The 19,785-nt window shown below is 60.3% G+C and carries 20 protein-coding genes; 9 read left to right on the forward strand and 11 right to left on the reverse strand.

The features are described from left to right. Positions 1 to 10: 10 nt before the first annotated feature. From LDN70_RS11275 to LDN70_RS11285, 3 genes are read right to left on the reverse strand one after another with little or no spacing between them, the layout of a single operon-like run. The gene (locus LDN70_RS11275; RefSeq protein ID WP_223940355.1) at positions 11 to 1,141 is read right to left on the reverse strand and encodes an FAD-dependent oxidoreductase; all 1,131 of its coding nucleotides are present in this window, start codon (positions 1,139 to 1,141) and stop codon (positions 11 to 13) included. Continuing rightward, positions 1,134 to 1,847, reverse strand: coding sequence for a class I SAM-dependent methyltransferase (locus LDN70_RS11280; RefSeq protein ID WP_223940356.1), 714 nt, complete (start codon positions 1,845 to 1,847; stop codon positions 1,134 to 1,136). The genes LDN70_RS11275 and LDN70_RS11280 overlap by 8 nt, the downstream gene beginning before the upstream one ends. After that, positions 1,844 to 2,980 carry a type III polyketide synthase gene (locus LDN70_RS11285; protein WP_142939144.1) on the reverse strand — a complete coding sequence of 379 codons (1,137 nt, stop codon included), beginning with the start codon at positions 2,978 to 2,980 and terminating at the stop codon, positions 1,844 to 1,846. Before LDN70_RS11285 ends, LDN70_RS11280 begins: the two co-directional genes overlap by 4 nt. A gap of 131 nt (positions 2,981 to 3,111) precedes the next feature. On the opposite strand from LDN70_RS11285, the gene LDN70_RS11290 reads away from it, so the two are divergent. After that, positions 3,112 to 5,505: an ATP-binding cassette domain-containing protein gene (locus LDN70_RS11290; RefSeq protein WP_223940357.1), complete on the forward strand. Its 2,394-nt coding sequence runs from the start codon at positions 3,112 to 3,114 to the stop codon at positions 5,503 to 5,505. 836 nt (positions 5,506 to 6,341) lie between these two features. Here the strand turns inward: LDN70_RS11290 and LDN70_RS11295 are convergent. From LDN70_RS11295 to LDN70_RS21240, 5 genes are all read right to left on the reverse strand, one after another. After that, positions 6,342 to 7,196, reverse strand: a complete 855-nt coding sequence (locus LDN70_RS11295; protein WP_223940358.1) for a hypothetical protein — start codon at positions 7,194 to 7,196, stop codon at positions 6,342 to 6,344. Next, positions 7,165 to 7,803 (reverse strand): hypothetical protein, encoded by a 639-nt coding sequence (locus LDN70_RS11300; protein ID WP_223940359.1) that lies wholly within the window; start codon positions 7,801 to 7,803, stop codon positions 7,165 to 7,167. The genes LDN70_RS11295 and LDN70_RS11300 overlap by 32 nt, the downstream gene beginning before the upstream one ends. Beyond that, on the reverse strand, positions 7,796 to 8,149 hold the full coding sequence (locus LDN70_RS11305; RefSeq protein ID WP_216925664.1) for a helix-turn-helix domain-containing protein: 354 nt from the start codon (positions 8,147 to 8,149) through the stop codon (positions 7,796 to 7,798). Before LDN70_RS11305 ends, LDN70_RS11300 begins: the two co-directional genes overlap by 8 nt. After that, positions 8,142 to 9,233, reverse strand: a complete 1,092-nt coding sequence (locus LDN70_RS11310; protein WP_223940360.1) for a tyrosine-type recombinase/integrase — start codon at positions 9,231 to 9,233, stop codon at positions 8,142 to 8,144. Before LDN70_RS11310 ends, LDN70_RS11305 begins: the two co-directional genes overlap by 8 nt. Before the next feature lie 260 nt (positions 9,234 to 9,493). Next, positions 9,494 to 10,375, reverse strand: coding sequence for a sigma-70 family RNA polymerase sigma factor (locus LDN70_RS21240; protein ID WP_223940361.1), 882 nt, complete (start codon positions 10,373 to 10,375; stop codon positions 9,494 to 9,496). A gap of 102 nt (positions 10,376 to 10,477) precedes the next feature. On the opposite strand from LDN70_RS21240, the gene LDN70_RS11320 reads away from it, so the two are divergent. Next, entirely contained in the window at positions 10,478 to 11,461 is a 984-nt protein-coding gene (locus LDN70_RS11320) for an Lrp/AsnC family transcriptional regulator (RefSeq protein ID WP_223940362.1), read from the forward strand. A gap of 21 nt (positions 11,462 to 11,482) precedes the next feature. Here LDN70_RS11320 and LDN70_RS11325 read toward each other — a convergent pair whose 3' ends face one another. Next, entirely contained in the window at positions 11,483 to 11,905 is a 423-nt protein-coding gene (locus LDN70_RS11325) for a VOC family protein (RefSeq protein WP_142939131.1), read from the reverse strand. 159 nt (positions 11,906 to 12,064) lie between these two features. Between LDN70_RS11325 and LDN70_RS11330 the strand changes: the two genes are divergently transcribed. Together LDN70_RS11330 and LDN70_RS11335 are read left to right on the forward strand one after the other, a co-directional pair. Continuing rightward, complete coding sequence (locus tag LDN70_RS11330; protein WP_142939130.1) at positions 12,065 to 12,454, forward strand: DUF3054 domain-containing protein; 390 nt, start codon at positions 12,065 to 12,067, stop codon at positions 12,452 to 12,454. A 72-nt stretch (positions 12,455 to 12,526) separates the two neighbouring features. Further along, complete coding sequence (locus tag LDN70_RS11335) at positions 12,527 to 12,805, forward strand: Lrp/AsnC family transcriptional regulator (protein ID WP_017197606.1); 279 nt, start codon at positions 12,527 to 12,529, stop codon at positions 12,803 to 12,805. An 18-nt stretch (positions 12,806 to 12,823) separates the two neighbouring features. On the opposite strand, the gene trpD is transcribed toward LDN70_RS11335, so the two are convergent. Further along, positions 12,824 to 13,882: an anthranilate phosphoribosyltransferase gene (gene trpD / locus LDN70_RS11340; RefSeq protein WP_223940363.1), complete on the reverse strand. Its 1,059-nt coding sequence runs from the start codon at positions 13,880 to 13,882 to the stop codon at positions 12,824 to 12,826. Between the two features lie 148 nt (positions 13,883 to 14,030). Between trpD and ctaE the strand changes: the two genes are divergently transcribed. From ctaE to qcrB, 4 genes are all read left to right on the forward strand, one after another. Continuing rightward, a complete protein-coding gene (gene ctaE, locus LDN70_RS11345; protein WP_142939128.1) occupies positions 14,031 to 14,669 on the forward strand; it encodes an aa3-type cytochrome oxidase subunit III in 639 nt (212 codons plus the stop codon). Positions 14,670 to 14,757: 88 nt separating this feature from the next. Continuing rightward, the gene (gene qcrC / locus LDN70_RS11350) at positions 14,758 to 15,546 is read left to right on the forward strand and encodes a cytochrome bc1 complex diheme cytochrome c subunit (protein WP_142939127.1); all 789 of its coding nucleotides are present in this window, start codon (positions 14,758 to 14,760) and stop codon (positions 15,544 to 15,546) included. A 93-nt stretch (positions 15,547 to 15,639) separates the two neighbouring features. Beyond that, positions 15,640 to 16,710 (forward strand): cytochrome bc1 complex Rieske iron-sulfur subunit, encoded by a 1,071-nt coding sequence (qcrA, locus tag LDN70_RS11355; protein ID WP_142939126.1) that lies wholly within the window; start codon positions 15,640 to 15,642, stop codon positions 16,708 to 16,710. Further along, positions 16,688 to 18,361, forward strand: coding sequence for a cytochrome bc1 complex cytochrome b subunit (gene qcrB / locus LDN70_RS11360; RefSeq protein WP_142939125.1), 1,674 nt, complete (start codon positions 16,688 to 16,690; stop codon positions 18,359 to 18,361). The genes qcrA and qcrB overlap by 23 nt, the downstream gene beginning before the upstream one ends. 82 nt (positions 18,362 to 18,443) lie before the next feature. Here the strand turns inward: qcrB and LDN70_RS11365 are convergent, their stop codons facing one another. Further along, the gene (locus LDN70_RS11365; protein WP_223940364.1) at positions 18,444 to 19,232 is read right to left on the reverse strand and encodes a GntR family transcriptional regulator; all 789 of its coding nucleotides are present in this window, start codon (positions 19,230 to 19,232) and stop codon (positions 18,444 to 18,446) included. Between the two features lie 156 nt (positions 19,233 to 19,388). Here LDN70_RS11365 and LDN70_RS21140 point away from each other — a divergent pair, with 156 nt between their 5' ends. Continuing rightward, on the forward strand, positions 19,389 to 19,682 hold the full coding sequence (locus LDN70_RS21140) for an HPr family phosphocarrier protein (RefSeq protein WP_165450194.1): 294 nt from the start codon (positions 19,389 to 19,391) through the stop codon (positions 19,680 to 19,682). The last annotated feature ends 103 nt before the right edge of the window (positions 19,683 to 19,785 follow it).

Here is a 19,785-nt window from a genome sequence, read left to right on the forward strand (position 1 = left end):
CCCGGAGCACCTAACGCATGGTGAAGCGTCGCTCCACCAGCCCTGAAATTGCCGGCATGTCCAAGGCCATTGCGAAAGCTGCATTCCTGACTGACATCACGTAAGGCGGGAGAGGTCTTCCCAGAGCCATGTTGAGTCCAGCCTGGCGCGATGCGCGGCGCGCCGCCTTTCTGCGGGACTTCTCAAAGTCCGCTAGGTCGGGCCCGATGTCGGCACCGCGGAAAGAAGCATCGATGATCGGGGCCAGCGCCGCAGCATCCAACCAGCCAAGGTTCATGCCCTGCCCTCCGATGGGGCTGATTTCGTGGGCTGCGTCCCCCAACAGCACCACTCTGCCGTGAACCATGAGTTGAGCCAGGCGCGACCGTACTTCGAAGGCGCTGAGCATCGAGTTGCCGGGAACATGGAGCACCTCACCGGTCCTGGCCAGGACCAAGTCGGCCAGCTTATCCGCCGTCGGGTTCTTTTCCGGCGAGCCCAGCCTCACCACCCATCTGCGGAGACCTTGTGGCAGGGGGAAGGACTCCACGATTCCGGCAGGCTCCAAGTACAGCACCGCATCGGAGCCATGGCCGGTGGCATCCGGGAAATCGCCCATAATGTAGCAGTCCGGATAGCCCCGTGCCTGCAAACCCGGCAGGTAATGGCGGCGAATGGCTGAGTGCGCGCCGTCGGCAGCCACCACCAGCTGGCTTCTGAACTCCTGAACGCCGCCAGGACAATTCGCAACGGTACGCACGGAGCCGCGTTCTTCCGCAACCTCCCGAACATGGGCACCCCGGACAATGGCTCCGACGTCCAGATCATGCACCGCCAGCTCCAACGTCTTCTCAGTGACCGTCTGCGGCACAGCCAGAATGTAGGGATAGCGGGCATCTCCGTCGAACCCGAGTTCGGCCACCCTGCGCCTCTGACTGTAAGCGACACCCCGATTGATGCGGACACCGGCTGCTATCAGATGGTCCGCAACACCTGCGCGCGCCAGCTCCGCCAGTGCCGGCGGGTGAATTCCGATAGCCCGCGAACGGTTGCTCCTGCTGCTCCGGCGCTCAAGGATCCGGACCTGATGCCCCTGCTGAAGCAACAGCACGCCCATGAACAGCCCTACCGGCCCGGCACCAACGATCACGACGTCAGTCACGATCATCCTCGAGCGCACGGACGAGCAAGTGGTGCCACGGGCCGTTTCTCTCAACCGACCACGAGGCCGGAACGGCAGCTCTTAGTTCCTCCGCGGTGTAACTGCGCCTGATGGACGTCAAGCCATCACCACAGATGTATGAGCCCACACCCAAAGGCCAGAAGCCTGCCATGAACAGCATGTATGCGATGTTGCTTCGGTTGAGATCGTTATGCAGGCACAGCCCCCGGCTCAGCGACTCGGAATCGTGAAGGACCTCCGCAAGCTGCCCTGGGTCGAGGTGATGAAGGATGTGGTTGGAGATGACGACGTCGAACTTCCGGCCGTCAGCGACGAGCTCGGAACTGTGGGCATTGAGGTACACGACCCCCTCCACTGGAGGCTTGCGGGACGCAAAGGTGAAGGCCCTCTCGTCCGGATCGATTGCCGTCACCGTAAGCCGGAATCCGTCCCGCCGGGCCCACCGAACCAGGCTCCGGGCTACGTCGCCGCTACCACACCCGATGTCCAGCACCGAAACCGCACTGTGCTCGGCCAGCAACGGAAGGAGACGTTGACGATACGTCCCGTGCCATCCCGACAGCAAGGCGTTCACCACCGGGAAGCGCGCATAAGTCCTGTAGAGGCGTGTGGGGTCGCAATCGACCCTGTCCATCTCCTCGACGGCTTTCACATCCCTGACCCGCAGGGACCCAAATGGACTCACAGAGCAGGGGAGACCAGCGTGAAGAGTCCCGTTTCCACCGTCAGACCCGGACCGAATGCCATGGAGCAGATCCGTTCCTCATGTTCGGCTGCTGCCCTCTCCAACATGTACTTGAGGACGAACAACACCGTGGCGCTGCTCATGTTGCCGTATTCCCGTAAAGTCTCCCGGGCCGGGACCAGCTGCTCCTGCGTCAGTTCCAGTTTGGACTCGACTTTGTCCAGGATGCTTCGGCCGCCAGGGTGTATGGCCCAGTGGGTAATATCTCGGTAGGGCAAGCCATCCAACGATGGCTCTTTGGCGAGCAGTGGCGCCAAGGCACCGGTGATGTGTTCTTCAATGATGTGCGGAACGTACGATCCCAAGACCATTTCGAATCCTTCGTCCCCAATGTTCCAGGCCATGGCTTCCTCGCCCACCGGCGTCAGGACCGTTTCGAAGTGATCGAGCCGGATGGCCGGTTCCGGCCCTTGCAGCTCCCGGGCACTTACGACCGCGGCCGCCGCGCCATCACCGAAAATCGCCGATCCCATGATGGTGTCGGGATCGTTCGACGTCCTCACATGCAGGGAACAGAGTTCTACGCAGATCACCAGGACAACCGCTGTGGGGTCTGCAACGCAGAACTGCTTGGCTGCTTTGAGGGCAGGGAAGGCCGCGTAGCAGCCCATGAATCCCAGGTGGTACCGCTGCACGGCAGGATTGAGGCCTAAAGCGCGGACCACCTTGTAGTCAGGACCGGGGTTGAAGAAACCGGTGCAGGACACCGTGATCACGTGGGTGATGTCATCAAGATCTATACCCGGCGCCTGGGCCACTGCAGCTTTGCCGGCCTCGACGAACAACTTGGTGGCTTCGGTTGCGAAGATCTCATTCCGGACCTTGGTGCTGGGGCTGAGGACCTGGTTGGTTTCGGGGTCAAAAAACTGCGGATTTTCGGGGTGCGCATCTAGGCTGAGTTCGGCTACGGCGGTGTATCGGGTGTCTATGGCTGCTGAGTCGAAGCATGTGCTGACTAGTCGGGTTCCCAGCCGTGTCAGTCCGGGCTGTGATGCGAAGACGTCTCGGGCTTGCTGCTGGACAAGGATGGTTTGCGGAACTGCGGTTTCAAGGGACCTCATGTATACCGGCATGCTTCATTCTTAGCGAGTAAACCTTGGAAGACAATGGCAGAATCGAAGCTACTGGCCGAGGCTGGTCAGTGTGAGCCAGGCGACGCCGACGAGGGACTGTTTTGCAGCGCCGCCTAACAGATGGAGAAATCATGACTATTGCCGCGAGCACGGACACACAATCTCCGGGGTCCCACGTTGCGGATACCCACGATCTGATCCGGGTCCAAGGTGCACGTGAAAACAACCTCAAAGACATCAGCATCGAAATCCCGAAGCGCCGGCTCACTGTCTTCACAGGCGTCTCCGGCTCCGGGAAGAGTTCACTGGTTTTTGCCACTATCGCGGCAGAGTCACAACGCATGATCAACGAAACCTATAGTGCCTTTGTGCAGGGTTTCATGCCCTCCCTGGCCCGCCCCGACGTCGATAACCTTGAAGGTTTGACCACCGCGATCATTGTGGACCAGGAACGGATGGGCTCCAACCCGCGCTCCACAGTGGGTACCGCAACAGACGCCAATGCCATGCTGCGGATCCTGTTCAGCCGCCTCGGCCAACCCCACATCGGCTCACCCAACGCCTACTCTTTCAATGTTCCCACGGTGAAGGCCAGTGGCGCCATCACCGTCGAACGCGGCGAAGGCAAAACGAAGACCGAGAAGGCCTCGTTCAATCGCCTGGGCGGAATGTGTTCCCGATGTGAGGGCATGGGGGCGGTCAATGACTTTGATCTCACGGCCCTCTATGACGACTCCAAGTCCTTGAGCGAAGGCGCGCTCACCATTCCCGGATACACCATGGATGGCTGGTACGGGCGAATCTTCAGCGGCTCAGGGTTCTTCAACATGGACAAACCCATTGCCAAATTCACCAAGAAGGAACTCCACGATCTCCTGTACCGGGAGCCCACCAAGATCAAAGTGGAGGGCATCAACCTCACCTACGAAGGCGTCATCCCCAAGATCCAGAAGTCGATGCTCAGCAAGGACGTAGACGCCCTGCAGCCCCACATCCGCGCGTTTGTGGAGCGTGCCATCACCTTCACCACGTGCCCGGAATGCGAAGGTACACGCCTTAGCCCCGAAGCCCGGTCCTCCAAGATCAACGGCAAGAGCATCGCCGACGTCTGCACTATGCAGATCAGCGACCTCGCAGGCTGGGTCCGCTCGCTGGATGAACCCTCCGTTGCTCCGTTACTGAAGGGCCTCCAGCACCTTCTGGATTCCTTCACCGGAATTGGTTTGGGTTATCTGTCCCTTGACCGGCCGGCCGGCACGTTGTCCGGGGGAGAGGCCCAGCGGACCAAGATGATCCGCCATCTGGGTTCATCACTCACCGATATCACTTACGTCTTTGACGAACCCACCATAGGCCTTCACCCCCACGACATCGAGCGCATGAACCAACTGCTGCTACAGCTTCGGGACAAGGGCAACACTGTGCTGGTGGTCGAACACAAGCCGGAGACGATCGCGATTGCCGACCACGTGGTTGACCTTGGGCCCGGTGCCGGTACCGGAGGCGGCACAGTATGTTTTGAGGGCGACCTCGAGGGATTGCGGGGGAGCGACACCATCACGGGACGCCATCTGGACGACCGGGCGGCCATCAAGGACAGCTTTCGTTCCGCTACGGGCCACATGGAAATCCGGGACGCCTCAACGAACAACCTCAAGAACGTCGACGTCGACATCCCCCTTGGCGTTCTTTGTGTCCTCACCGGGGTGGCCGGCTCCGGCAAGAGTTCCCTGATTCATGGTTCCGTAGCCAAGCGGGACGGCGTCCTCGTGATCGATCAGGGTGCCATTCGGGGCTCGCGCAGGAGTAATCCCGCCACGTATACCGGACTGCTGGAACCTATCCGAAAGGCATTCGCCAAAGCCAATGGCGTTAAGCCGGCGCTCTTTAGTTCGAACTCCGAAGGCGCCTGCCCCACGTGCAATGGTGCAGGTGTCATCTACACGGATCTCGGCGTCATGGCCACCGTTGAATCACCCTGTGAAGAATGTGAAGGAAAGCGCTTCCAGGCGGCTGTTCTTGAGTATCAGTTGGGGGGCCGGAATATTGCAGAGGTGCTTGCAATGTCTGTAGATGAGGCGGAAGTCTTTTTCAGCGAGGGGGAGGCCCGAACCCCGGCTGCCCACAAAATTCTCGATCGCCTTGCCGACGTTGGGCTCGGTTACCTAACACTCGGCCAGCCCCTCACCACACTGTCCGGCGGTGAGCGCCAGCGACTCAAGTTGGCCACGCAAATGTCTGAAAAAGGTGACATTTACATTCTCGACGAGCCAACCACCGGCTTGCACCTGGCCGATGTCCAGAACCTGCTGGGCATGCTGGATCGACTGGTGGAGTCGGGAAAATCAGTGATTGTGATCGAACACCACCAAGCTGTAATGGCACACGCGGACTGGATCATAGATCTCGGACCTGGCGCGGGTCACGACGGCGGCACGATCGTTTTCGCCGGAACGCCCGCAGAGCTTGTGGCCGGGAAATCGACGCTGACCGGCAAACACCTGGCAGCGTACGTAGGCGCCTGACACCTCCGCGAGCTGCCGGCCGGCATAGAACACGCTGGCCCGGCAGCTACTTCTACTCCCGCGCTTTAACTGGCATGCACGGGTATTCGTGAGCCGGGAGTAGTCGCCCTTCCGGGCGAGATTTCTTCCTGGCTCTCTCGATGCTTCTTGCGTCAGCGGAGTAATTGCCTGGCCACCTATGATGAGCCAATGGGTTTCGGACGTGAGGCAAAGCGGGTGCGGGATGCGTCGTTGCCTCTTGGCCCTCGCTTCAGGGCATTAGGTTCATGGATCCAACTTGCCCGGCCGATCGCGTTTGAGCCTACTTGGGCCTACCTTGAGGCGAAGTTGGATTGTTCTTGGCGTGAGCCGGACTTCTTTCTGCCCGCGATGGACCTCTTGGAGGCAGAACGAGAGGTCCACCTCAGGCTCGAATCGGAGTATGCCGAGCTTCGTAGACTGCAGAAGGCTGCCGGCCGTCGCTCTCCGTCTAGAGACGAAGTTACGCCGACTCAACCGCGTCGCTGGCATGGCGACGAGCAGGCTGGCGCGCGTTACTCTCTCGAAGCTTGGCTTCGCATTGAAGGCGCCCTCCTGTCCGCCACCGATGGCGGACGCAGGGTGCGCGCTGTGATTGAAGAGGCCTTGGCTAGCTCAACGCCACCAGAGCCTGATTTCGATGAACTCCAGTCGATCCTGGACTGGGCGCGCCATCAGATTCACGTTGTTGGATGGGAAACTGACCCAGCCAAGTATCGAATTGCCGGGGCCATTCATCGTGCTCTTGGGCATTTGTACTTGCTATTTCTAGAGATTCCTCCTGTCGGGAATCCGTGGAATTTCCGCTCCGTTTAGCATCACGTTGCCTGTCTTGGTGCCGCTATGTATTGGGCGTAGGCGGCGGCTGAGTCTGTGGCGTGGCGTTCGATGGTGGTGGGGGAGTAGCCGAGGGTTTCGGCGATGATGGCCACGGGTGCGAGTTTGGTGAGTTCGTGGAGTGTTCCCAGGCGTGCGGCGCGGGTGCTGAAGAGTTTGCTGAGGCGGGTTGTGAGGTGTCCTGGGTGGATGTGGCGTCCGGGTGATGCTCCGCGGAATACCCACTTGGTGTTGGGGTGCGCGGCGGTCAGTTCGTGGCCCGGGTTTGCGGCGAGCTCCCGCCACGGCTGTGCAAGGGGATCCGGCAATGCGATCTGGAGAGTCCCCAGTTGAACGGTGACCAGTTCGTCGGTGACGCTGACGTCGTCCCAGGTTAGCCGTGCGATGTTCTCTGCCTGTTGTCCGAAGACGAGGATCAGGATGGCCGCGGCCCGGTCGCGGGTTTCCAGTTCATCGGTGTGGATGATGTGGTGGAGTGCTTGGTCTTGTCCAGCTTTGGGGAGTCGTGGGCTCGTGCCGCGGCGGTGCGGAATGATGGTGAGCCCAGCTGGGGCGGCTTTGGTTTTGATGGCCCATTTGAGGAAGCGCTCAGCGATGCGCCTGGTCGTGGGTCCTTCGGCTTGCCAAACATCAAGGTGGGATTGCTGGAGTTCCGGCAGTTTGATGCCGTGGTTGGTGAGCCAGTTTAGGAGGTCGATGGCGACGGTGACTTCTTGCTTGGCACGAAGAAAAGTGCCGCGCGTAACTTCGTCCATGAGATTCATGCGCCGTTGGTGGTGCCAGCGGATGTAGCGGCGGATCACGTCAAGGTTCTGGGGGTCGCTGACGCGGTTCATGGCCTGGGTTGCCCAGCTGTCGTAGCGGGTCAGGAAAGCATTTCGTTTGGGGGAGCACCTCGTGTTCGATGAGGAGTCCCCGGACGTATTCGCGGGTGCGTGAGTCGGGTAGTTCGTCGAAGGTTGCGTGGCTGATGGTGGGTGCGGTGGCGAGGTTTCGAAGGAAGGCTGTGACGTGCTTTTGTCGGATCCAGGTCATGCCGCTGTTGGCCCGTTTCATGGTCTTTAATGCCGCGGCCAGCGGGATCAGTTCCGTGGCGATGATTCCCGTGGCCGGGTTGGTCAGGAGGTTATCAACGACGTCGCCGAGGACGCAGGCCCAGCAGTGCGCACCGGTATAGAGCTCGTCTTCGGCGCCGCAGCCCTGGCAGTCGAGATTGAGCCGAACGCCCGAGCAGTTCCGGCATGCCGGCTGTTCATCGATGATTCCGGGCAGGATGCCGTCGTGGCCGCATTCGCAGACCCCGCGGGTGCGTTTTGCCTGCTGATAGCAGTAGCCGCAGACTCCGCCGTCGGGCCAGCGCGCGACTGTTTGGTGGTGCTGGCCGCAGCGGCCGCAGGGGACAGGCCAGCGGGTGGGGTCCTCTGCCTTACGGGGCCTACTCACCGTCCTCGGGAGCGACGAGCCGGACGCGTCGGGCGATCGGGTTGCCGGGTTGGATGCCGAGGTCTTCACTGCGCTTGGGGGCGTTCGCTGTCGCTGCGGCGCGCATCTCCACGAAAGGTTCGAAAAGGTCGTTTGGTGTGCAGTCCAGGATGTCGCAGAGCGCGGCGAATGTCCTTGCCGGAATGCGCTCCGGCGTGGAGGTGACCAGCCTGTAGACCTGGCTTTCGGAGAGGTTGATGCCACGGGATTTCAGGAGCGGCATCAGTTCGGTGGTCTTCCAGAGGTTCTGCTTTGCCATCAGGGCTCGCAGGTTCCAGCGGTAGCCGATCCGGCGCTGTTCAGGCATCTGGGTCCTCCAAGTTCGCGATGCGGCGTGCAATCATCTGCTGCACGGTTTTCTGCTTGAAGTCCGACGATACCGAGGTATAGAGCCCGGTAGTCGACGCATAGGAGTGGCCAACCTGCGTCTGCACGAAGGCCGCATCATAACCGGCTTCGATCAGGTGGGTCACGTAGGAATGCCTGAGGCAGTGCAGGCCCAGCTCCTGGGGCAGACCGACGGCATCCCGCGCGGCAGCGAACGCATCACCGAAAGAGCCCAGGGACATCCGGGCGCCACGCTCACTGGGCCACAGCGCCGAGGACCGTTCAGCTGTCGGAAACTGTTGCCGCATGCCGCCGGCTGTCCAGGTCTTGAGCTGGTCCACGACCCAGTCGAACTCCGGCACGGTCAACACGGTCCGCCTTCTGGGTCCTGAGCCTGCCGTGCCTTTGGCGAATCGAACCTGGACTGCTCCGAACCGGCCGTAGTCGCTGACGTGCGGATTCGGGCCGAAATCTTCCAGGTCCAGCATGGTCATTTCGCGCCGGCGAAGCCCGTAGGCGTAGCAGACCTTGAACGCCACCGAGTCGCGGAACAGGGGCAGCCAGCGTTTGCTGCCGGCGGCGTATTCACGGTCGACAAGGTCATCGAGGTAGTCGAAAAGACGCTGCAGTTCCGCCTTCGTGAATGAGCGCTTCTTCGCCGGGACAGCATCATCGGTGGTGTGCCGTGGCGTGTTCCACTCGAAGCAGATCTGGCTCGGAATATCGCCGAATGTCCGTTCACAGAACTCGCCCCACCCATAGCCAGGATGGGTCAGGAACGAGCAGAACATCGCCACGGCGTTGCTGTACGAGCGCAACGTCTTCAGGCCGATCGGCTTGTCGCCAGAACGCAGATCGGCCAGGAAATCATCGATATCGGCCGGGCGCCATTGCCACGGAAATTCACCCGTGAAGCGCTGAAAACGCCCCAGCAGCTGGCAACGCTGCTTGATGGTCTGCGTCGTGAGGCCACGGGCAAGCATCTGTGCCCGCCAGCCATCCAGCATGGCCGTAAAAATCCGTTCATCAGCACGGAACAGCCCAATGTCCGGATCCACCAGCATCCGCGGGACAAAACCCGGAACGGCACCACTCACAACGACCCCTAAACCATGGAAACATGCATTAGATGCAGGAAACCTACAGGCGCAAGGGATCCGGGCGCAAATTCAAGTCCGAGCCGAGAACACTTTCTTCCTCGTCAAAGCGTTCTGACCTGCGCAAACGTTGGATACGTCGCGGGACGGGAGTTCTCGCAGCTACTTCCACTCCCGTTATTTGAACGCCGATAATCTACATTATGTAAAGTAGTCTGAAAGTGACCCTACCCCGTCGATTTTCCTGAACCCTTTATTGCGCTGCGCATCTGGTGCAGAGTAGCTAGGCCCGCCTCGCACTTCGGGCACTCATCCACATGCCGTCGAATCCTGGCGCTGCCTGGCATTCGTCCGTCGTTGAGGACGAATTTCCCGAAATGCTGCGACACGTCAGCACAAGAGTCCGTTGCCTTTACGAGAACGTGATCCTGGAAATATGCCTGCCGAAGTCCTTTCCGCGCACGTATGAGCAACGCCGATACACCGTTCGGCGTCAATCCCATGATCGGCGCCACCGCTGCCGGCTTCATGGTTTCCACCTCGCTGTACCAAAGCACAGCCTGCCAACGCATCGGCAGGGACCGGAATGCTTCAATGAGCGAGGACGTCTCCAAGGATCGGAGATAGGGATCCTCATATCCGGTGTCGCCATCCCCATTCAGGAGGTCGCTCAAGAAGCCAGCGCGCCTCGCCTGTACGTTGCGACGATGTGCCGTTCTTCGCACAGTGGTCACGAGATAGGCCCTGAAAGAGTCCGCCGGTCCCCTGCCACTAGCCAGAGCCTGAAACACAGACGCAATTGCCTCCCCCACAACATCGTCCACGTCCGACAGATTGTCGGTCTCCACCCGGGCCACGTACGCGGCGAGTTTTTTGTACCTACCAAAAAGTTCGGCAAAGGCAGAAAACTGCCCAGCCCGCACCGCGGAAACCAAAGACACGTCACACCACCCAAGCGGCTCGGCCCTCTCCAGACCCTCGACCGCCTGCAGGGCGGGGTTCGGCACGGTCGCCCCACTCCCCCGCCGCTGGCCGCACAATGTCCCTCCGCAGGCGCATGGCTTTGGATCCGCGGCTAACTGCGGGTAGATCAGGTTCGCAGCGCACATGGCCCCTCTTGGTCGTCAGAGTTCTTCGCGGACCCTAGAATCTAGGCAGCACGATCAAAACGCCACGGAAAACGCAGCGAATTGAGGGGAAGTGGGTGTTCAATGCAGGATTACGACTTGGACAGCCGTGACCTGAGGCTTCTTCATGCCCTGCAGATTCGTCCGCGAGCACCTTGGGCCACACTCGCGCCCATCGTCGGGGCAGACGCTGTTACCCTCGCCAGGCGCTGGAGCGCTCTTCAGGATCAGGGGCTGGCCTGGTTGGCAAGCTACCGGGGACCCGGAGCGAAATATGTGGGCGCAATCATTGAGGTGGAATGCACACCTTCACGCATTGCCGAGGCAACAGAGGATCTCGCCCGCGACGACGAAGTACTTTCCATTGACCAAACCATCGGCGGCCGGGATCTGGTGGTGACGTTACTGTGCCGGACTGACGCCGACTTGGCAGGGTTTGTGCTGGACCGGCTTACAAACGTGGCAGGCGTGATCGGCACCCGTACACACCGTGGTATCAGGCTCCTCGCCGATGCGCAGCTCTGGCGGCTGCGCTCGCTCCAGGACCACGAGGCGCGCCAACTGGAATCGAGTATTCCACAGCCTGCAGCCGCCCCAAGAGGCATCTCCGCAGAGATCGAAGACCAACTTGCCGGCATTCTGCGTTCCAACGGCCGAGCCTCCGTGGCGGAGATTTCCGAAACGCTTGGGATCAGCACCACGCGGGCAAGAAACGCGCTGTCCACCATCCTTGCCGAGAAGCGCATGGTGTTGCGCTTGGAGGTTGCGCGACCCTACTCCCCCTGGCCAGTCGCCGTTTGGTACTTCCTGCGCGTTCCGGCCACGATGGTGGAATCCGTTGCAGAAAAGCTCGTCGGCCTGCACGAGGTCCGTCTGGTCGCCACCACCGGCGGGCTCTACTCAATCCTGATGCTGGTATGGCTTCGGCGGGTTGAAGACATGACACCCCTGGAGAGGCAGCTGGGCGAGAGGCTTCCGTTCGCAGAGATCCTCGACAGATGCATAGTGCTGCGAACTCCCAAACACATGGGCAACAGGCTCACCTCTGACGGAAGGCGCATCACCTAGGGTGATCACAGCGCCCAGCTACTACTCCTGGGCCCCTGCAATGTTGACCAACCAGCCGATCCCGAATCTGTCGACGCACATTCCAAAAGTGTCACCCCAAGGTGCCATCTCGAGGGGCACGGTGACCGTACCGCCGTCGACGAGTTTGTCCCAGTAACCGCGGAGCTCGGCTTCATCCGACGACTCTCCACTCAAGGAAACGGAGATATTGTCGCCGGGGTTGTACTCCATGCCATTCGGGGTGTCGGCAGCCATCAACGTCAATCCGCCGGGAGTTTCCAACATGGCGTGCATGACTTTGCCGGCCTCTGCTGGATCGTCACTGGCTTGGTAGTCGCCGAAAGTGCTGATGTTCAGTTCACCGCCAAAGACGGACTCGTAAAACGTTATGGCGTCCCGAGCATTGTCCCGGAATGAAATGTACGGATTGAGGCGGGTTGTCATTGGTCGGCTCTCCTTCTTGTTGAGACTCCTTGGTCCCCCGTCAGAGGCTAATACCGTGACATCGCCCACACAACGGCCGACGCGAATTCCCCTGATCACCGCAGCAGCACCTGGAGGTAACTTTCGCGTGGGAGGGATGCCCCGGATAGTGTCGGGAGTATGTCTTCACCCTCACGACTGTGGATACCCGCAGCCCTTGCCGATCTTTTCTTGATTCTTGCCTTCGCCGCCGTTGGACGGGACGCGCACGCCCGCGGTGACATCATCTCGGGAGCTTTTGCCACAGCGTGGCCGTTCCTGGCCGGGGCAGCGATCGCCTGGGTGGTTGCACGTGCTTGGCGGGCGCCCATGGCTGCATGGCCGTCCGGAGTTTTCATATGGCTCGGCGCAGTCGCTGTGGGAATGCTGCTGCGGGCTGTTACAAGCCAAACCGTCGTGCTGCCTTTTGTCCTGGTGGCTTTGGTCACCCTTGGCATTTTCCTGCTCGGATACCGGCTTATCACTTCATCGCTCATGAGGGTATCGCGCCGACGGCAACGCCGGGTCTGATCAACCCCCTGTACGGGGGAATGCACTAGGCTGGAAAACGTCCGCAACGATGCATTTTCGGAAAGGCCCCACGTGATCACCGCTTTCGTCCTGATCAAAACCGATGCCTCACGCATACCGGAGACCGCCGAGCAGATTTCGGCCATTCAGGGCATCAGCGAGGTGTACTCCGTCACCGGAGAGTGGGACCTCATTGCGGTGGCCAGGGTGACTAAACACGACGAGCTTGCCGATGTGATCGCGGACCGCCTGTCAAAGGTTGCCTCGGTGGTCCACACCACCACACACATTGCCTTCCGCGCCTATTCCCAGCACGACCTCGACGCAGCCTTCGCACTCGGCTTCGAGTAGCAGCGGGACGGCTGGTCTTCAGCTTTGGCTAAGAGCAGTCCACTTGGCGAGCACTCCGGCAGCCTTGCCTGAATCCACGGATTTCGCCGCCCGGGCAAAAGCGGTCCGCATCCGGTCCTCAAGGCTCCCTTCGGCGTCCAGATCGATTGACACCAATCCAGCAGCCGCATTCAGTAGTACGGCGTCGCGTACAGGCCCCTGTTTGCCGTCGAGGATATCGCGCACTACGGCCGCATTGGCAGCGGCGTCCCCTCCGCGAAGGTCAGCAACCGTCGAAGGACGAATACCGAGGACCTGAGGCGAGAAGATTTGCTCCCTGACGGTTCCGTTCCTGATTTCCCAGACCGTCGATGACCCTGTGGGGGTCAACTCATCGAGGCCGTCGTCTCCTCGGAATACCAGCCCCCGGCTGCCGCGGCGGGCCAGGACTCCTGCCACCAACGGCGCCATGCGGGCGTTGGCAACACCCACAGCCGAAGCTTGAACGTGCGCGGGATTGGTCATCGGCCCAAGGAAATTGAAAGCCGTGGGAACAGCCAGTTCACGGCGCGGAACAGCGGTATGCCGGAATGAGGGGTGGAAGACCTGCGCGAAGCAGAAAGTGATTCCCGCCTCCTCTGCGTTCCGGGCCACCTGCTCGATTGACAGATCCAAACGAACGCCCAGCGCCTCTAGAACGTCGGCCGACCCGGAAGTGGAAGATGCAGCTCGGTTGCCGTGCTTTACCACTTTGGCCCCCGCGCCGGCAGCAACAAGGGCAGCCATGGTGGAGATATTTACCGTGTTCAGGCGGTCTCCACCGGTTCCGACAATGTCCAGCTTCTCACCGGAAATATTGATGGGGTTGGCATGCTGGACCATGGCCTCAACAAGACCGGCCAGCTCTTCGACCGTCTCGCCCTTGGCACGGAGCGCAACAAGGAACCCCGCAATCTGAGCCGGCGTCGCCTCTCCGGACATGATGGTGTTCATGGCCCACTCTGTGTTGCCCACTGCAAGGTTGTCGCCGTTGATCAGTGCTGAGATGAGCCCTGGCCAGGTATTGCTGGCTGCAGGTGCCGTTGCCGGAGAAGTCACTCCCTGATGCTATCGACCCAGCCACGCCGATGACCAATGTGAACGCGACCGGGAACTTTTCCGCGCGAATTCGCGTCTTTGTAGAAAAAGTCTCCTGAATCGGTGGTTTGCATTGGGAAGTCTGGACTTTTACAGACATAATGTCCTTGTGACATCTGCGACCCATGCCCCCAGTACCCCGGCGCACCCGACGCTGAACCGCCCCAACTTGGTTTCTGTTGGAACCGTTGTTTGGCTGTCCAGTGAGTTGATGTTCTTCGCCGGCCTCTTTGCCATGTACTTCACCCTGCGCTCCACATCCGGATTGATGTGGGCCGAGGAGACGGCCAAGCTCAACTTCCCGTTTGCGCTCGTCAACACCATCGTCCTTGTGGCAAGTTCCTTTACTTGCCAGATGGGCGTCTTTGCCGCCGAGCGACTCGAGCCGCGCCGTACCGGTGGGCTCCTGCAGTTCACACGGTGGGGCATGACCGAATGGTTTGCCCTGACGTTCATCATGGGAGCTTTCTTCGTGGCCGGCCAGACCACGGAATACGCCATGCTCGTCTCAGAGCACGTGTCCCTGTCGTCCAACGCCTATGGCTCTGCCTTCTACATGACTACCGGCTTCCACGGCCTGCACGTCATTGGCGGCCTGATCGCGTTCCTGTTCATCATGGGTCGAGCCTTTGCAGCCAAGAAGTTCGGCCACTTTGAAGCAACATCGGCGATCGTCACCTCGTACTACTGGCACTTCGTCGACGTTGTGTGGATCGGCCTCTTCCTGGTCATCTACGTACTCAAGTAAGCCCGGCCTTGACTCTTTTTCTACAAGAGGCAGAATTTCAAGAAGCGGCTCGCGGAGCCGACGCAGGATCGAAAAAAGGAACCACCACGTGAAGGCACTATCGCAGAAGCGACGTCACCCACTGGCAGCCATTGCGCTGTTGCTGATGGGCCTCCTCCTCACTGGTGGGCTGTACGCCGTTGCCACAACTGTCAACCAGGCCAAGGCCGACACCACAAGCTTCAGCGCGAGTGACGTAGAAGAAGGCGGCAAGCTTTTTGCCGCCAACTGCGCCACCTGCCACGGCATGGGTGCCAGCGGAACCCAGGACGGCCCCTCGCTGGTCGGCGTGGGTGCTGCTGCAGTTGACTTCCAGGTTGGCACCGGCCGTATGCCCATGCAGATGAGTGGCCCGCAGGCCCAGAAGAAGCCCGCGCAGTTCAACGCGGAGCAGACCAAGCAACTTGCTGCTTATGTTGCATCCCTCGGCGCAGGTCCGGCCATTCCCGAGGCAAACCTCCTCGACGGAAAGGGAGACGCAGCCAACGGTGGCGAACTCTTCCGCGTCAACTGCGCCATGTGCCACAATGCCGCAGCTGCCGGTGGTGCCCTGACCCGGGGCAAGTTTGCCCCCGCGTTGGCAGGCGTGAGTGCTGAACACATTTATGAGGCCATGGTTACCGGTCCGCAGAACATGCCCGTCTTCAGCGACTCCAACGTCACGCCTGAAGACAAGCGCGACATCATCACCTTCCTGAAGACCATTGAATCCAACGGTTCTCCCGGCGGCGCTGATCTTGGCGCACTCGGTCCGGTATCCGAAGGTCTGTTTGTCTGGGTCGCCGGGTTGGGCGTCATCATCGCATTCACCATCTGGTTGACGTCCCGCACGTCCTAATCCGGACACGAAACTTCTGCTGCACGGTCAGCAGTTTGAAACTGAAAATAACTCGGCCCCGGCCGAGACAACGAGAGAAGGATGAGGCGAATTATGGGCAACCATAGTGACGGCAGTCCGAACCACTCGGGCACCGTAGCTACGGCTGGTCAGAATGAGGTGGAGAAGTTCCAGGATCCTGGACTTCCTCCGCATCGTTTGCGCCTGGCTGACACGGACCCGGTAGCCGCAAAGCGCGCCGAGCGTCAGGTAGCCATTCTGTTTGGCACCTCCGTCATCGGTACGCTGGTGTTCCTGGTGGCATACTTTGCCATCGATTTGGGCGACGATACCTCGATTGCGACCATCCGCACCCAGAACCTCCTTCTGGGTCTGGGCACTGCGTTCGCAATGCTGGGTATTGGCACTGGAATCGTGCACTGGGCCAAGGCCCTGATGCCCGATCACGAAGTGTCGGAAGAGCGCCACGCTATCCGTACTGAAGAAGATCGCCAGGCTGCTGTGCGAATCGTTGACGACATCGTGGACGAGACCGGCATTAAGCGTCGCCCGCTGATCCGCAATACCCTTCTTGGTGCCGTTGCCCTCGCTCCCCTGCCTGCCCTCGCTATCTTCGGCGATCTGGGTCCGCGGCCGGACGACGCTTTGGCACACACAATGTGGGCGCCTGAGGGCGACAAACTCAAGCGCCTGACCCGTGATCCTGATGGCACCCCCATCAAGGCCTCGGACGTCACCATTGGTTCTGCGTTCCACGTGATCCCCGAAGGTCTCAATGAACTCCACGAAGGCAAACTGAACGAGAAGGCTAAAGCTGTCGTTCTGTTGATGCGCCTGGACCCGGACTCCTTGAACCCCTCAGAGGGTCGTGAAAACTGGAGCTACAACGGCATCGTTGCTTACTCCAAGATCTGCACGCACGTCGGTTGCCCGGTTGCTCTTTACGAGCAGCAGACGCACCACCTTCTGTGCCCCTGCCACCAGTCCACATTCGACCTGACGCAAGAATGCAAGGTCATCTTTGGACCGGCAAGCCGTCCGCTCCCGCAGCTGCCCATCGCAGTTGACGCAGAGGGCTACCTCGTCGCTACCAGCGACTTCAGAGAACCTGTAGGACCGAGTTACTGGGAGCGTGACGAGCATGAGCGCCTCATCAACAGCTGAAGCCCCCTTCGTTCCGAAGACCAAAGTTGGTAGTTTCACCAACTTCGTGGACGAGCGTGTTGGCGGTTCCGGCATCCTGCGCGAGTTCGGCCGGAAGGTCTTCCCTGACCACTGGTCGTTCATGTTCGGTGAGGTGGCGCTGTACTCCTTCGTCATCTTGCTGATGTCAGGTACCTTCCTGACCTTTTTCTTCGACCCGTCCATGGCGGAAACCCACTACCAGGGTTCGTACACGCCGCTGTACAACGTCGAAATGTCCGTTGCTTACAGCTCGTCGCTGAACATCTCGTTCGACGTTCGCGGCGGCCTGTTCATGCGCCAGGTTCACCACTGGGCAGCACTGTTGTTCGTGGCCTCCCTCGGTGTTCACATGCTGCGTGTCTTCTTCACCGGCGCGTTCCGTAAGCCCCGTGAAATGAACTGGGTTGTGGGCGGCGTGCTGCTCATCCTCGCAATGGCTGCCGGCTTCACCGGCTACTCCCTCCCCGATGACCTTCTGTCCGGCAACGGCCTGCGCATCATTGATGGTGTTATCAAGTCCATCCCGGTCATCGGAACGTACACGTCCTTCTTCCTCTTCGGTGGAGAGTTCCCGGGCACGGCCATCATCGGCCGTCTTTACGTTCTGCACATCCTGTTGGTACCGGCCCTCATCCTCCTGATGATTGTCATCCACCTATTCATGGTGGTTGTTCACAAGCACACCCAGTACCCCGGCCCAGGACGCAATGACGGAAACGTCGTCGGCTACCCCCTCGGACCGGTGTACGCTGCCAAGGCCGGCGGATTCTTCTTCATCGTCTTCGGTGTCCTGGCACTCATGGCTGCTGCATTCACGATCAACCCGATCTGGAACTACGGCCCGTACGATCCCTCCCCGGTTTCGGCCGGTACCCAGCCTGACTGGTACATCGGGTTCGTTGATGGTGCCCTGCGCCTCATGCCCGGTGTCATCAATGACTTCCACTTCGAATGGGTCATCTTCGGTCGCACCCTCACATTGAACGTCCTGCTTCCCGCTCTTGTACCGGCCGGAATCATCTTCACTGTGCTGTTCATGTACCCGTGGATCGAGCGCTGGGTTACCAAGGACAACCGCGAGCACCACGTCCTGGACCGTCCGCGCAACGCCCCTACCCGCACTGCTATCGGTGTTGCCGGATTCACCTGGTACTGCGTGATGTGGGCAGCTGCCGGTTCGGACCTCATTGCCACGCACTTCCACGTGTCGTTGAATGATGTGACGTACTGGCTTCGGACCCTGTTCTTTATTGGCCCCATCATCGCCTTCATCGTGACCAAGCGAATCGCACTTGCCCTTCAGCGCAAGGACCGCGAAATCGCACTTCATGGCCGCGAAACAGGCCGTATCGTGCGGCTCCCCCACGGTGAGTTCATCGAGGTCCACGCCCCGCTGGATGAATACAAGCGCTACAAGCTTGTCGGGTTCGAGTCACCGGCTCCCATCCCGGCCCAGCCGAACGAGCATGGCGTTGTTACCCGTAAGGAGAAGCGCCGTGCGGCACTCTCCCGCTGGTTCTTCGAAGACCGTGTTGCCCCTGCAACGCCTGCGGAACTCGAAGCAGCCCACGCTCATGGCCACCACGAGGCCATAGCAGCTGGAGAAGAGCAGAAGAGTCTGAGCCACTAGCGGTTCATTACTCAAACCACACGAAGGGCCCGGTCCACATGGACCGGGCCCTTCGTTTGTGCCGCTACAGGTACTGCCGGGGTTATTGAGTGCGGTACCCCGAGGAATAGTTCCGTGTGGGACGGATGCCAGGCCGCTGCAAGGGCACCCAGAGCTTGTATCGGTCAGCCCGGTAGTAGGAAACCGAATAATCAACCATCGCACGGGCTACAAACGCGTGACGTTGTATTTTGAGCAGCGGTGCTCCGACGTCAACATTCAGAAGCCTGGCAGTGGACGGAGAAGCCGCAGTGGCCTCAATCATGTCTTCGCCCCACTCCATAACCAAGCCGAATCGTTCGCTCAGAACGTTATATAGCGAGGTTGGAGGTGCCTCGTCGAGCAAGCCAGGCACTCGATGGGCAGGTATGAAGTTCTCGTCTACGCTCATAGGCTCGTTATCGGCAAGCAGTAAACGCCTGAACCGCACCAGTGGAGTGCCCTCGTCCAGTTGAAGTTCCCTGGCCAGGAAAGCGCTGGCAGCAATCTGTTCGAAGCTCAGGACCTTGGCGGCGGGCACCATCCCGCGACGCTGCATCTCCTCGCTGTAGGAGGTCAACTTCACCTGCAGATCCAGCTTTGGCTTCCTGACAAACGTTCCGAGGCCGACCACCCGCTCAATGACCTCTTCGCCTACGAGGGCGTCAATAGCCTGCCGGACAGTCATTCGCGCCAACCCGAACCGTTCTGACAGGTCCCGCTCGGATGGAAGCGCGGACCCGGGCGGGCAGGACTGGACAATGAACGTCCTGAGGATCTCGCGGAGCTGAACATAGATGGGGGTGCCGCTGGAGCGGTCGATCTCACCGGCTATGCTTGCTGCCTCAGCCACGGCAGATGTCCAGCAATTGAGTCATGTTCCAAGGATAATTCAGCAGGACCGCAGGTCTAGACCACCGAAGTCCGCGGTGGAAGACCACCACCCCGGCGGCTAGGCTTGTGTGGAACATTTTTCAGACGGAGTCCGTCGCGTATCAAAGGAGCCGGGTTGCCGGAGCAGAAAACCTTCGTGGCCGCCGAGATTGGCTTGCATGCACGGGCGGCCGCGGTATTTGTTCGTGCTGTGACGGAAACCGGGCTGCCGGTGACCATCCGCAAGCACAACGGAGCACCCGTTGATGCCCGTTCTCTTCTTGAAGTAATGACCGAGGACTTCGACCAAGGTTGCGAAGTCTACCTAAACATCGCTCCTGAGGATCTCAGCGGCGATCAGACTATCCCGATGGCGGAGAGAGCGCTCCTCGCTCTTTCAGCCGTCCTGGAGGGCACACAGGCCCGCTAAGAGCCATCTCGGCGCACTCGCGAGACGCCTCTGGCCCCTTGGGCGGACGCGCTCGGCCCTGTGGGCAACTGACCTACGGGATGAAGTTAAAGAAGATGGGCCC

The sequence above is a fragment of the Arthrobacter sp. StoSoilB22 genome (assembly GCF_019977315.1).
Taxonomy (GTDB): domain Bacteria; phylum Actinomycetota; class Actinomycetes; order Actinomycetales; family Micrococcaceae; genus Arthrobacter.

What these genes read in the sequence shown, in the direction of transcription:
- LDN70_RS11285 (WP_142939144.1), bottom strand. Translation starts at nt 2,980, where the DNA reads ATGCCGGTATACATGAGGTCCCTTGAAACCGCAGTTCCGCAAACCATC.
- LDN70_RS11290 (WP_223940357.1), top strand. Translation starts at nt 3,112, where the DNA reads ATGACTATTGCCGCGAGCACGGACACACAATCTCCGGGGTCCCACGTT.
- LDN70_RS11295 (WP_223940358.1), bottom strand. Translation starts at nt 7,196, where the DNA reads ATGAACCGCGTCAGCGACCCCCAGAACCTTGACGTGATCCGCCGCTAC.
- LDN70_RS11305 (WP_216925664.1), bottom strand. Translation starts at nt 8,149, where the DNA reads ATGCCTGAACAGCGCCGGATCGGCTACCGCTGGAACCTGCGAGCCCTG.
- LDN70_RS11310 (WP_223940360.1), bottom strand. Translation starts at nt 9,233, where the DNA reads ATGCTGGTGGATCCGGACATTGGGCTGTTCCGTGCTGATGAACGGATT.
- LDN70_RS21240 (WP_223940361.1), bottom strand. Translation starts at nt 10,375, where the DNA reads ATGTGCGCTGCGAACCTGATCTACCCGCAGTTAGCCGCGGATCCAAAG.
- LDN70_RS11320 (WP_223940362.1), top strand. Translation starts at nt 10,478, where the DNA reads ATGCAGGATTACGACTTGGACAGCCGTGACCTGAGGCTTCTTCATGCC.
- LDN70_RS11325 (WP_142939131.1), bottom strand. Translation starts at nt 11,905, where the DNA reads ATGACAACCCGCCTCAATCCGTACATTTCATTCCGGGACAATGCTCGG.
- LDN70_RS11330 (WP_142939130.1), top strand. Translation starts at nt 12,065, where the DNA reads ATGTCTTCACCCTCACGACTGTGGATACCCGCAGCCCTTGCCGATCTT.
- qcrA (WP_142939126.1), top strand. Translation starts at nt 15,640, where the DNA reads ATGGGCAACCATAGTGACGGCAGTCCGAACCACTCGGGCACCGTAGCT.
- qcrB (WP_142939125.1), top strand. Translation starts at nt 16,688, where the DNA reads ATGAGCGCCTCATCAACAGCTGAAGCCCCCTTCGTTCCGAAGACCAAA.